Raw genomic sequence first — 12,695 nt, forward strand, 5'->3', positions numbered from 1 at the left:
ATTAAGCAGTTGGAAGATCAGACTTGCGCGTAGCCCAGCCCGTCACTTGCCGCTCAATCAGGGTAAAAATCACGTAAAGAATCACGCCCAGAAAAGCCAGCAAAAACAGTCCGGCGAATACCAGTGGAACATCAAACGTAGAGGTAGCAATCATCATGACGTTGCCAATGCCGCGATTTGAGGCAATGGTCTCGGCCAGCACGGTACCGACGAAAGCCAAGGTTATGGCCACTTTCAGCGATGCAAAAAAATACGGCATGGTTCGCGGCAAACCCACGTTCCAGAGAATCTCGCGGCGTTTGGCACCAAGCGCCTTCAGCACGTCTTCAAGTTCCGGTTCAGTCGTTGCAAGGCCCGTAGCCACATTAACAACAACCGGAAAGATGCATATCACAAAAGAAGTCAACACAGCCGGTAGCGTGCCGCTGCCGAACCAAAGCACGAAAATGGGAACAACCGCCACCTTGGGAATCGAAGAGAAGCCGACAAGCAACGGGTACACCGTATCGTAGGCCATGCGCGAAGAGCCGACGATGACGCCGATCAGCAACCCAGAGCTGACGCCGAGTGCAAATCCGGCCAGTGTGGTACCAAGCGTTTGCATCATATGGGGCATCAATGCCGGAAACCGATCAATCAGCGTTGCCATGATCTGGCTTGGCCGAGGCAGCACGATTTCCGAAATAGAAAAGACGACACAAAAAACTTCCCAGACCAGGAAGAACCCAATAATGAGCGCGCCGGAAGCAAGCTTCTGACGAAACTGAGCAGAAATTTCCATCAGCTTTTCTCCTTTGGCAGATCCAGTCGTGTGTGGGTTATCAACTGCCGCATTTGCTGGGTGAGGCTAACGAACTCCTGCGAAAACGTCATATCGATGGTGCGTGGTCGTGGCAGTTGGACTTCACGATCATCCAGAATCCGGCCAGGGCGCGGACTCATGACACAGATCCGCGTTCCCAGATAGGCGGCTTCGCGCAGGTCATGGGTCACTAGCAGAACGGTCGGCTTGGTCTCCTGCCAAAGGCTCTGCAGCGTGTCCCAAAGTTCTTCACGGGTGAACTGATCCAGGGCGCCGAAGGGTTCATCTAGAAGCAGCATCGCCGGGTCATGGATCAGCGCACGACAGAGAGATGCACGCTGCAGCATGCCGCCGGATAATTCCCAGGGTTGCTTGTCGCCAAAACCGGCCAGCCCGACCTTCTCCAGCAGGGATTCCGCCCGGTCCCGGAACTCACCGTTGCGCTCTTTTTGATAGCGGTCGCGGAAGGGTGGAACGATTTTCAACGGCAGCATTACGTTCTTGCGCACACTTAGCCAGGGCAACAGCGTAGGGTTCTGGAACGCCATTCCCACGCCGATCCTTTTTGCCCCGACCTCGCGGCCGCCGACATGTACATGCCCGTGGGTTGCGGGAAGCAACCCACTGACAAGCTTCAAAATTGTCGATTTACCGCAGCCGGATGGGCCGACCAGGGCGACGAATTCGCCCTGCTCAATAGTCATGGAGGTAGGCGCAAGCGCCTGAATTGTCTTTTTGCCACTTCCATAAACAACCTCCGCGTTCTCCAGCTTGACGGCTTCGATTTTCGGCACCTCGTGGTGCTCTTGCTCCCAGGCTGCTTTGGCAAAGGTGAGTGGCGATGTATTCATAACTCATTGCGTCCTTTTGCAGGCGCCTTTGCAAGTTCAGCGGCAAGGGTTTTGTCAGCATTGGTCACGCGGGCAGGAGGCATTTTCTGCAACGGCTTGACCGTTCTGCCGTGACCCCGTGCTTCGGTGACAAGCTGGCGATCACGCATCACGAACCGACCACGCACCAGCGTGTGAATCGGCAAGCCGGTTACCTCCCAGCCGTTATAGGGAGAAATACGGGCGCTGGTCGAGTGCAGTTCTGACTCCCGAATAGTCGTCTTTCGGGCCATATCGACAATGGCGATGTCGGCGTCGGAGCCGGGGATCAGAGCGCCCTTGCGTGGGTAAAGTCCCCAGGCGCGGGCCGGGGATACGGCCGTCAACCGCACATAATCATGGATGCTGATCTGGCCATTGTTCACCGAGGTCAGCATGAGGGGCATCTGCGTTTCCACACCGGGGAAACCACAATCGGCCTTCCAGATGTTGTCGTTACACTTTTCTTCCGGCGTATGAGGTGCATGATCGGTGGCAATCATGTCCACCGTACCGTCGCGAATGCCGTCCCAGATTGCCGCCGAATCCGTGGCTTCACGAACCGGCGGATTAACCCGGATGAGGCTTCCGAGCCGGTCGTAGTCATCGGTGTTCAGTAACAGGTAGTGGGGACAGGTTTCGCAGGTGATGTCCACACCGCGCTGCTTGGCCTCGCGCAGAGGCCGCAACTCATCGGCGGAGGAGACGTGCAGAACATGGACGCGAGTGCCGGTCCATTCGGAAAGTATGGCAGCCCGAGACACTGCCTCAATGGCAACCACTGCGGGCCGCGCGGCGATGTGCGCTAGCGGATCATTGCGCCCCGCGGCCCGCAGCCGCTCGTAACGCCAGGCCATGACCGAAGCCGTCTCCGCATGAAGGGACACGCGCAGCCCGGTGGGCGCCACGCGCTCGAAGGCTTCGAGCATGGCGCCAGTGGACGGTGCCGGCAGGTTACCGAAGGTATTACCCATGAAGCACTTGAAACCGATGATGCCGTCTTCGGCCAGGTCCTGCAGCTCGTCGATATTTTCTGCCCCAAGCAGCCCGTAGATACCAAAATCCACATAGGCCTGTTGGTCCGCTAGAGCCAGCTTTTGCTGCAATGCCTCCAGCGTGCCAGTGGGCGGATTGGTGTTGGGCATATCAAACACCGTAGTAACGCCGCCCATTGCGGCAGCTGCAGTGCCAGTCTCCCAAGTTTCCTTGTGGGTGTAGCCAGGGTCGCGAAAGTGCACGTGAACGTCGATGGCACCGGGCAACAAATACATGCCATCGGCATTCAGTGTTTCCTTGGCAGCAGGCATGGACTCTTCGTCGCCAATAGCGACGATGACGCCGTCTCGTATGGCCAGGGCCGCACGGATTGTGGTTTCGTGAGTAACAATCGTGCCGCCGGTAATCACCAGATCGGCCGTGACTGCAGAGGTCATAAGAGTTCCTGTCATAAGAGTTCCTGTCATAAGAGTTCCCGTCATAAGAGTTTTCGTTAGAGTGAGGCCCAGCCACCGTCCACTGGCAGATCAACGCCCGTTATCTGGCGCGAGCAATCGCTGGCGAGAAAGAGGCAAGCGTTGGCAACGTCATTCGCCGTGGAGACCCGGCGCAACGCATAATCCTCACTGTGTCGTCGCGCCGCTTCCTCCTCGCTGATGCCCAGCCGCCCGGCCATTTCCAGGCAGACTTTTGTGCGAAAACGCGGGCCATCCACCATGCCGGGTGCAACAATATTCACGTTGATGTTGTGTGGACCTGCCTCCAGAGCGAAGCTCTTGGTCATTCCCCGCAGGCCCCATTTGGAGGCGGAATAAGCCATGCGTCCCGACTTACCGCGCATGCCGAAGGTGCCACCGATGTTCACGATCTTGCCTTCTTGCTGCTCGATCATTCCCGGCAGGACAGCCCGGATCGTGTTAAAGCACCCGGTCATATTCAGGCGCACGATTTCGTCAAACTCTTCGGCCGTGGTCTCTGCGCCGGTCTTACCGATGGGACCAGAGCCCCCGGCCACATTGACCAGCACATGGACGATTCCAAAAACCTCGCAGGCAGCGCTCACTGCTGCAACACACTGGGCTGAATCGGTGATGTCACAGGGGATCAGAAGCACCTCTGTTGATTGCGCCCGCAAGCTTTCCGCAAGGGCGGCCACGGCGTCGATATCCCGGGCGAGCAGCGCCAGCCGGCAGCCCTCCCCGGCGAAAGCCCGAGTGATGGACTCGCCCATGCCCTTGGCCGGCCCGGTAATCAGCACCACCTTGTTTTTCAACTCAAGACGCATTCTTTGTTCCTCAGTAAAATTCAGACAATGTCAGTCAAAACTGGAGCGCTTGACCGACTGCCACGCCAGAGCAGGCGTTGATCGTTCATGGGCTCAGTCTCCGTGTGTTTCCGGGGCGTTGCTTATGCCGGAAGGTTGGATAAAATCGGAGGCACACAGAGTGAAGCCGTAAATCTGGCGAATAAGTTCATGTGCAGCCTGAGTCGAAGCTAGCGGCGCGGGTGATGCCGCTGCGTCTTCGATCAACAGCACGTCGTAGCCAAGAAAGGTGGCGTCCTGCATGCTTGCCAGCACGCAGCGTTCTGTATTGATACCGGCAAAGAACAAGGTGCTGATGTCCAGCCGACGCAGGATGGCGTCCAGCTCGTTGTGCCAAAAGCCACTGAAACGGTTTTTGTGAACAATGATGTCACCCTCTTCCGGCGCCAGTTCCGCGATTGCCTGGCCACCCCAGCTCCCCGCCACCAATGCCGGCCCCAGTCCTCCGGGTGGCGTTTCGCCGTAGCCGGTGCGAGCGCCAAAACGCGTTGCCAAACGCAAATTTCCCAGTGGCATTTCCAGACAGTCCGGGCGCACGCCCCAGTGCAGGTGAATAACCGGCATAGCCTGGTGACGGGCAGACGTCATTACCGCTCTTAAAACCGGAATCAGTGCTCTTGCATAGGCAACATCGGTGCCACTCAGGGAGAACCAGCCCCTGGGGTGGCAAAAATCGTTCTGCATATCCACCACAACCAGCGCGGAGCGGGACAAGTCAACCTGTACCGGGACCGGTTCAGCCTGGAACTGCATTGGTCGCACCAAGCCGCGCAAGTGCACCAGGTTGGCACAGGAAACCGAATGCGCACTGGAGTGAATCGAACAAGAGTCTGCGTGTTGCCGGGGCTTCATAAACTGTCTCCTGAATGCTTATCATGGAGACTACGCCGGACCAATGATGCGTGCTATTGCTATTTTATAGGTATAGTGTTCGAAAAAACGCAACACAGGAAACGAGCATGAAACACCTTCGCCTGTTCGAGTACATCGATGCCGTCGTACGCGCCGGGTCGATCAGACGCGCCGCCGAGAGCCTCCACATCACGCCTTCGGCGCTTGACCGGCGGGTTCAGCAAGTCGAGGAAGAGTTGGACGTCGCAATTTTCGAGCGTCACGCCAAGGGAATGCGCCTGACTGCGGCAGGGGAGATTTTTCTTGGTTACGTGCGGCGCAATCTGGCGGACGTCGACCGTGTGCGCTCGGAAATCGAGGGGCTGAAGGGGTTGCGGCGGGGACGGGTGGAGATCGTTGCAAGCCAGGCCCTGGCTACCCGTTTCCTGCCGGCACAGATCAATCGATTTCGCGAACGCTTCCCAGCCGTTTCATTTGGCGTCCATATTGTCAGCAGGCAGCAGTCGGTAGCCGCATTGGTTGCCTATGAGGCCGATCTGGCCCTTGTGGTACTTCCCAAACTGAGTTCAGACATACTTCCGCTGGTGATGGTGGCAGAACCGGTGATGGCTATTATGAGTCGGCAGCACCCCCTGGCTGGCAAACCTGAGCTCAGATTTAGTGAATGTCTAGATTATCCACTGGTGCTGCCCAGCCCAGAGCTGGGCGTGCGAGAGTTGCTGGATACGGTGCTATTGCGACGCTGTAATAACGTGCAGGTCATGGCAGAAACCGACTCCTTCGAGCTGATGCGTGGACTGCTTGCGGATGCTCAGAGTATCGGTTTTCAGGTGAAAATCGGTGCTGCGTCGGACGACGAGCATAGCAACCTAGTGTCCACGCCGATTAGTCGGCGTGACCTACCCTCCGCTCCGCTGGTCTGTGCTCAGTTACGAGGCAGAACCTTATCCGTGGCGGCGGCTAAATTTGCGGATCAGGTAAGTGTCGCGCTTAACGCCACCGCACCCATCGGCTAGTGGAATTACATTGGCGCGACAAAGCCCGTCAGGCCAGCACCGTTAAAGCCACTTGGGTACGATGACTGGTTGGAAATTGCGCAGGCCATCCAGCAACTGCCGGGGATCGGATTCCAGCACCATGGACTGACGATGAGACGGTGGAAGGAAGGCCTCTTTGATCATCTGGTCGATAAAGGCCATGAAAGGCTCGAAGAAACCGTTAATATTAAGCAGGCCCACAGGCTTGTCCAGTTCGCCTAACTGGTTAAGCGTCCAGGCTTCCATGAATTCCTCCATGGTTCCAATACCACCGGGCAGTGCGATGAAGGCATCCGCGAGCTCTGCCATGCGCTCCTTGCGCGTCCGCATGGTCGGTACAATCTCGCTGTCCGTCAGGTTGGGATGTATATGCCCCTTGGCCTGCAAGCGTTCCGTTATGACCCCATGGGCGCGGCCGCCCCGGCTAAGCACTGCATCAGCCAGAACCCCCATGAGGCCCTTGTGCGTGCCCCCGTAAACCAGTGTGACGCCGTTTTCCACCAGCGTCGCGCCAAGCGCCTCTGCCTGCTCGGCATAGACAGAACTGGCCCCCATGTTGGAGCCACAGAAAACGGCAATGCTGCGAATATTTCGCATGTGTGAGGAGCTCCTTTCAGTATCGGCTCTAAGATTTAGGACGACGGGTTACGGGCAAGATCCTGATCATGTCTGGCCTTGGCCGACATCAACTTCATTTTATATCCTAACTGATCGACTGTTTTTTTTGAATACATGACAAAGGCACAGATAAACTCGACTTTCGAACACTCAAATCCCAACACTTGCGAACCGACCAGCAAGACGTAACCTATCCAAATACATGGTTGAGGGCACCGATAAAAAGTCCGATTCCCGGACACCCAATTTCCATTAGCCTTGTGCGTAAATCGGTCAAAATACTGATAAATATGGATTTTTATAGCATGAAAGTTTGGAGTAAGTGTTTGATTTTCCAGATTTAGGTCGATTAAACCCTCTTAAAAACGCACTGTAGCGGCCCCCCAAAAAAAGGCAGTGACCCCAAGTTCGAATTCTGTCGGACGCGCCTTATTTTTCAAGGCCTTACGTGAAAGCGTCGGGCCTTTTTATTTGGCTGTGCCCAAATTGTTTCCACGGTGTTAAATCGCTTTTTCTTGGCGTGGTAATTTTGACCTTTGTCCTGTTTCGGCACAGGACGATTCGGACACACACTGCCTACTACCCAATCGCATTCCTCATATCCTGCTGCATCGATGATTTAAACGCCGCATCGCTGGCGATCAGGCGATATTGTAGTGGTCAACTAATACCGGACAGTATTTTAGTTTTTCGTTACGCGACCACCGGTGGCATTCCGTCATTGGTTGCATGGGAGCGCTCCCAGTTGCAGTAGCCCATCAAGTAATCGCCAATGTCCCCTTCCCTGCGTCAGAAATCCAGGAAAACCTCAGACCCCACGCTTGGAAACCCGCTTCCCTAGAGATCCTCAGCAGGCACCAGGGACAATTGGTACCCCAATGGCTCTACCGCTTTTTTAACAGACTCCAGAAGAACCCGGGGATCGTCACGCTCTATATTCATTAGGGTGGTCTTCGACAGACCACACAATCGAGCGTAGTCTTCGAGCGTGACACCGACAAAGCGCTGGCGGATCTCACGCACCGCGGCCCCCACCGAGACCTTGCCCTGCTTCATGCGTTGCTCAAGCTCGGCCTGGGCCACTTCGCGCTTATGTTCTTCAACCTTTGGTGGCATTCTAGGCATCGTCGCCTCCCCCCTCATTCTTCAGGGTTTTCAGGAACCGCGCCGGGCGCTCAAAGACAATGTTCTTGTGCTCCAAGACCCGCTCGGGTGCACCCAGGTCCACAACCTTCTTTCTCAGGTCCGCCAGCTTTTCCAGCTCGGCGATAAATCGGGCCCGGGTGGTGTCCGGATCCTCGGCAAAGTCCTGTATGACCTTGTGGTAGTTAGGCTCATAGACCGAATACTGGTAATCCTTCGGCCAGACCGTCGTTCGCGCAATGCCCTCCTTGTCCAGCACCATGGGTGCCAGGTCGTAGGCCGGGGACAGGCTAATTCGGCCGTCACGTTTGATCAGAGCCGTGTTCCGCCCGTGGTTGTCACTGTTGCCGATTGTGTAGTTGATGACATCGCGCACCAGATACTCACAGAGGGTTTCATCAAACTCCGGTGGGAAAGTGATCGCCTCGCGCAGGCGCGCCAGAACGTCAGTGTGCTTCATCTGAGCCCCATCACCAATCATCTTGTTGAGGCTGTACATGGACTCGACCCCGTACCGCCGAACTCCGTCCGAAGTTACCTCCCGATCGAATCGCGGAAGCCACAGTGCCGGTACCTTGCCTTCAACCACATGGGCACCCCGGATAGTATTGTGGCCCAATTGGTTTAAAGCCCGGTAGAAGATTCCTTCTGCTCGCAGAATGTCCTGATCCTCTGCCGTCATGCGACCTCGGGGAAACTTCACCAGCCAGTGATTGGCGATTTCGGGTTCCGGGAGGGTCCCCTCAAGGTAGAAGCCTCCCCCATCACGAGCCTCGACGACTAGCAGCTTTGGCGCATCACCGCCCGCGCCGGTGGCGCCACCGATGACCACACCCAGTTGATTGGCGTACTCCAGCAGATAGTCATCCCGATCGCTGATTTCTCCCTGGGTGAACGAAACCACTTTGGTGTCTTTTACCTGAGACTCGAAAGCCTCCGCGGCCTCCTTGATACGCAGATTGCCGATCGGTGCGATGCACCCCTCGCTGAGCAATTTGAAGTCAACGGATGGTCCCGGATCCCCGGTAACGTCCCAATGACGGAGCAGATACCGTCGCCCGGCACCCTGAGGGATAATGTCCCGGAGTACCGGAGCAAGGGCCTCCCGTGGGTATCCTTTCATCAGGTGTCCTGGGACGTTGTGACCGATGGCCCGCTCGTCCTTGAATGACAAGCCCTCCTTCGCAGTGGTGACCACATTCACATACTGGCCGTTGTAGGTAAACGCCATGACACCAGTGAGGCCTGCTTTGGGGTTCGGAAGCCGGACGGTACCGGCGTCGTGCCACTTGTGGTCCCAGTAGACCTGTACGGTCAGGATCTTTTGTTCGCTCTGCATCGCTATGCCTAAATACCATTGTAGTGGACTTTAGCGTGGCCATTAACTGACTTAAATACCAGTATGGTGATATATAATGCCACAAAGCCGACGTCTAAAGTCTACCAGAATGGTATATAGATCCAAGTCTAAGACAGTTCGTGGAATAAACGTCGCGCGACAAAGACTGGCTCGCTGGCATAGACGCTGCTGCCACCCAGGAGCCCCAGTGTGCCGGCTCTTCGGTTAACGAATCGAAACGATTGAAAGGGACCAACGACCTCAACTTTGTCCGAATTCCGGACACTAATTACCTAACAGTTGCGAACCACTCTCCAAGGCGTAAAATCCTAACAACTAGCTCCGAGGACTACCATGGGCACCGATCAAATGTCCTGTTTTCGGACAATGAAACCCTATCACTCTTGTGCCCAAAATCGGTGCCAATCGGTCAAAATACTGATAAATAGGGATTTTTTATTGCACTGGGATTTGGAGTAAGTATTTGATTTTCCAGATTTAGGACGATTAAACCCTCTTACAAACGCACTGTAGCGGTGCTCTCCGAAGGCAGTGGTCACAGGTTCGAATCCTGTCTTCCTTAGTTGAGACCGCTAAAGCTAACAGTCTGGAGCCCTCGAAGTATATCCAGCATGTGCTGGATCGCATTGCCGAGGCAGATTCACTGGAAAAGCTAGAAGCGCTGCTGCCGTGGAACGTCGACCTGGAACGGGCTTCAAAAAAAGTGCCGCAGATCGGCTGAGGACAAGTGGGTCGATTTAACGGCGCTTACTAAGAAACTAGCAAACACCTGTCCTTTAGGACAGTAACAACCATATAAGCCCTTTGATAGTTTCTAGTTACTCCATAAGCTAGGTAGGGCGCATCGGCATGTTTATATCAGAAAATACAACGAAAGTAATATCGTATAGCGATATAAGCGAGCGTACCCTAAAAAAGCTTTGTCAAATGAGGCGCGATCAATTCATAGATAGGCTAAAGTGGAATATAGAAAGCTACAAAGGCGGGGATGTAGAGGCAGATCAGTTTGACGCTGCGGGAACTTACTACCTAATACTGGAATATGGAGATTGCTTAGTAGGAAGCGTAAGGCTGAGACCTTCATATATTCCGAATATGACTAATACTTATTTCGGTGAATTAACTGATGGCTGCAAGATAAACAGGTTTACTACTTGGGAAGCAAGTAGGTTTAACATCGAAATTGAAAGCGATAAGGAAAGTAACGTTAGTAACAGAGGAAGCTTTATAAGCGAAAGAACAGTTCTTCTGTTTCTAGCTATGATAGAATACGGGCTCGAAAATAGGATTGAAGGGTACGAGATAATAGTAGACCCGTTGATGAAAAGAATCCTTTCCTTAACTGGCTGGAAAGGGATGTACCTAGCATCAGGAAAAGGAAGCTTCAGCGAAGATATACACTACGGACTTCTACCTTGTTCGGTTAAAGTCCGCTCAGCAATAGCGGGGAAATACTATAGCTACAGGACTAAAGTGAGTTAGCTAGAAGCTGGAGGGTAGCAGGTTCAAGGAAATTGCTTTTGATATCAGATGCTTTGCATTCATAGTGTCCAGCTTGACCATCATGTTGTTTATGTGAAACTTGATCGTCCTTTCAGTGATACCCATAATCATTCCAGCCTCACTGTAGGTTTTTCCATGAGAAACCCAATATAAGCATTCTTTCTCCCTGGTGCTCAAGTAGAGTTTCTGTGACAGAGATGCGTGGCTAGAAAAGTGATCATGTGCAATGGCAGATAACAACCTTAACGCAGTGCTATTGCTAATGATCCTCTCCTCGAAACCCGAGTCATTCGAATCTGACGTAAAGTGAACTGAGCCAAAACCTGAGCCTGGATCATGAATAGGTATAGAAAATCCTTTTTCAATACCATAGTCATGAGCAAGTTCAAAAATTAACGAACTTCCTCTAGATTCAGTTGGTATTTGTTCCCAGAAAAAAGGAAGCGATGTATTAGAAGAGGTCAGCAGTACCGGATCTGATCTAAAGAATCTCTCGCTCTTGTATTTGTCGACCCAACCTTTGTCGTAGTTTCCAGAAATAAATACTTCTGTGACTCTACCTGGAAACAACGGAGTGTACACATATGAATAGCGATCAACACCGCAATGGAAAAGAACCTCTTCAAAACACTTCTCAAAGTCGTCAGAGGAGGCGAGCCCATTTATTTTATCCTCAATATAGCGCAACATAAAAGCTCCCTCTTACCTGAATCCGTGACTTTGCACGGCCTAAATACCTTTGAAAGCCTTTAGTAGCAAGGCTTTCAAAGGTATAATTGCACCTAAAATCTATTCACCCAGTCGGTGCATCGGCCCATGCCTACCTTCACTCTCCAACAATCCGAAACCGAAGTCTATACACCCCACGGCGGACTCGCTCTGGTGGGACATTGCCTTAACCAGCATACCTCGTTGACGAAAACGGCCCGTACGGTCGTCAAACGTCACGGCATCCCGAACATCGATCTCCTGCGGACTTATCTGGGGCTGATCTGCGTGGGCAAAAGCGACTTCGCGGCGGCTGAAACGGTGCGCCCGGATCCCTTCTTCAAGTCGGCCACGGGGATCAAGCAATCACCGTCCTCGGCCCGGTTGCGGCAACGTTTTGATGAAGATGCCGTGCAGCTGACGCCCCTGCTGAACGACGCCAGCGCTGAGTTTTTAGAAACCATCAAGGCCCCGGTTACCCCGCTGGCGATGGGGCATGTAGCGCTGGACATGGATGTGTTTCCCATGGACAACAGCCAGACCCACAAGGAGGGTGTCAGTTACACCTACAAAGGCTATGACGGCTATGCACCGATCGCGGCCTACCTGGGCCAGGAAGGCTGGTGCATGGGCTGCGAACTGCGCCCCGGCAGCCAACATGCCAACAAGGGCTTTGTGGACACCCTGAAGCGTATCCTGCCACGGGCCCGTGAACTGACGACCGCGCCCCTTCTTTTGCGTCTGGACAGCGCTCATGACGCCCGTGAGAACCGGAACTTTCTGCGTGGACAGGAACACGTCGATTTTCTGATCAAATGGAACCCCCGCAAACAGGATCCTTTGATGTGGGCGGACAAGGCCCAATCACAAAAAGCCTGGACGTTGGATCGTCACGGCAAGATGGAAGCCGTCCTGTCTGAGGAACTGCCGGACGAGCCTGGGGTTCGCCGAATCGTCAAGGTGATGGTCCGCACCAGTGACCCCCAGGGTCAACTGTATCTGGAGCCGGAAGTCAGCCTGGAAGGCTGGGTCACCTCCCTGCCTGCCAGCGTGGCAGAGGAGCAGCAGGCCATGGACCTGTACCGCGATCATGCCACCAGCGAACAATTCCACAGTGAGTTCAAGACCGATCTGGATCTGGAGCGTTTACCCTCGGGCAAGTTCGACACCAATAACCTGGTGATGGCTTTTGCAACACTGGGTTACAACCTGCTGCGCTGGATGGGACTGAGGCTCACCGGCCCGGAGGCTCCGATACGACACCCGGCCAAACGCCGCCGTCTGAGAACGGTCATGCAGGAGCTGATGTCTATGGCCTGCCGCCTGATCCACAGGGGCCGCCAGTGGTTGCTGCGTTTTGGTCGACACTGCCCGGGCTTTGGTGTTTGTCGGGACCTCTACCGAGACCTTACCGCGTCCGGATAGACCCATTGACCCACTCCGTTACCCGTTATCACCCCGCCATCTCGCGTGGGGCGGGCTG

12 protein-coding genes and 1 pseudogene are annotated in these 12,695 nt (G+C 54.5%); 4 read left to right on the forward strand and 9 right to left on the reverse strand.

The genetic code is table 11. The features are described 5' to 3' along the window. Window position 1 precedes the first annotated feature (1 nt). The 5 genes from MIH18_RS05740 to MIH18_RS05760 all read right to left on the reverse strand — a co-directional run bounded on the left by MIH18_RS05740 (window position 2) and on the right by MIH18_RS05760 (window position 4,843). Window positions 2-781 (reverse strand): ABC transporter permease, encoded by a 780-nt coding sequence (locus tag MIH18_RS05740; protein ID WP_249008176.1) that lies wholly within the window; start codon window positions 779-781, stop codon window positions 2-4. Continuing rightward, complete coding sequence (locus MIH18_RS05745; RefSeq protein ID WP_249008175.1) at window positions 781-1,653, reverse strand: ABC transporter ATP-binding protein; 873 nt, start codon at window positions 1,651-1,653, stop codon at window positions 781-783. Before MIH18_RS05745 ends, MIH18_RS05740 begins: the two co-directional genes overlap by 1 nt. Beyond that, on the reverse strand, window positions 1,650-3,119 hold the full coding sequence (allB, locus tag MIH18_RS05750) for an allantoinase AllB (RefSeq protein WP_249014129.1): 1,470 nt from the start codon (window positions 3,117-3,119) through the stop codon (window positions 1,650-1,652). The genes MIH18_RS05745 and allB overlap by 4 nt, the downstream gene beginning before the upstream one ends. A gap of 41 nt (window positions 3,120-3,160) precedes the next feature. Further along, window positions 3,161-3,952: an SDR family NAD(P)-dependent oxidoreductase gene (locus MIH18_RS05755; RefSeq protein ID WP_249008173.1), complete on the reverse strand. Its 792-nt coding sequence runs from the start codon at window positions 3,950-3,952 to the stop codon at window positions 3,161-3,163. Window positions 3,953-4,045: 93 nt separating this feature from the next. Next, window positions 4,046-4,843, reverse strand: a complete 798-nt coding sequence (locus MIH18_RS05760) for an isochorismatase family cysteine hydrolase (RefSeq protein WP_249008172.1) — start codon at window positions 4,841-4,843, stop codon at window positions 4,046-4,048. A gap of 107 nt (window positions 4,844-4,950) precedes the next feature. Here MIH18_RS05760 and MIH18_RS05765 point away from each other — a divergent pair, with 107 nt between their 5' ends. Beyond that, window positions 4,951-5,859, forward strand: a complete 909-nt coding sequence (locus MIH18_RS05765; RefSeq protein ID WP_249008171.1) for a LysR family transcriptional regulator — start codon at window positions 4,951-4,953, stop codon at window positions 5,857-5,859. A 42-nt stretch (window positions 5,860-5,901) separates the two neighbouring features. On the opposite strand, the gene MIH18_RS05770 is transcribed toward MIH18_RS05765, so the two are convergent. The 3 genes from MIH18_RS05770 to MIH18_RS05780 form a co-directional block, all read right to left on the reverse strand. After that, window positions 5,902-6,477 (reverse strand): TIGR00730 family Rossman fold protein, encoded by a 576-nt coding sequence (locus tag MIH18_RS05770; protein WP_249014130.1) that lies wholly within the window; start codon window positions 6,475-6,477, stop codon window positions 5,902-5,904. 858 nt (window positions 6,478-7,335) lie between these two features. After that, on the reverse strand, window positions 7,336-7,623 hold the full coding sequence (locus MIH18_RS05775; RefSeq protein ID WP_249014131.1) for a hypothetical protein: 288 nt from the start codon (window positions 7,621-7,623) through the stop codon (window positions 7,336-7,338). Further along, window positions 7,616-8,980: a HipA domain-containing protein gene (locus MIH18_RS05780; protein ID WP_249014132.1), complete on the reverse strand. Its 1,365-nt coding sequence runs from the start codon at window positions 8,978-8,980 to the stop codon at window positions 7,616-7,618. Before MIH18_RS05780 ends, MIH18_RS05775 begins: the two co-directional genes overlap by 8 nt. Window positions 8,981-9,557: 577 nt before the next feature. Here MIH18_RS05780 and MIH18_RS05785 point away from each other — a divergent pair. Next, window positions 9,558-9,722, forward strand: a pseudogene (locus tag MIH18_RS05785) (transposase domain-containing protein); the annotation flags it as partial. Between the two features lie 128 nt (window positions 9,723-9,850). Then, window positions 9,851-10,483, forward strand: coding sequence for an acyl-homoserine-lactone synthase (locus MIH18_RS05790; protein WP_249008167.1), 633 nt, complete (start codon window positions 9,851-9,853; stop codon window positions 10,481-10,483). Here the strand turns inward: MIH18_RS05790 and MIH18_RS05795 are convergent, their stop codons facing one another. Beyond that, window positions 10,484-11,194 (reverse strand): LuxR family transcriptional regulator, encoded by a 711-nt coding sequence (locus MIH18_RS05795; RefSeq protein WP_249008166.1) that lies wholly within the window; start codon window positions 11,192-11,194, stop codon window positions 10,484-10,486. It lies immediately after the preceding gene. A gap of 126 nt (window positions 11,195-11,320) precedes the next feature. Here MIH18_RS05795 and MIH18_RS05800 point away from each other — a divergent pair, with 126 nt between their 5' ends. Continuing rightward, window positions 11,321-12,637 (forward strand): IS1380 family transposase, encoded by a 1,317-nt coding sequence (locus MIH18_RS05800; protein WP_249014133.1) that lies wholly within the window; start codon window positions 11,321-11,323, stop codon window positions 12,635-12,637. Window positions 12,638-12,695: the final 58 nt, after the last annotated feature.

This window comes from Marinobacter sp. M3C (assembly GCF_023311895.1).
GTDB lineage: Bacteria > Pseudomonadota > Gammaproteobacteria > Pseudomonadales > Oleiphilaceae > Marinobacter.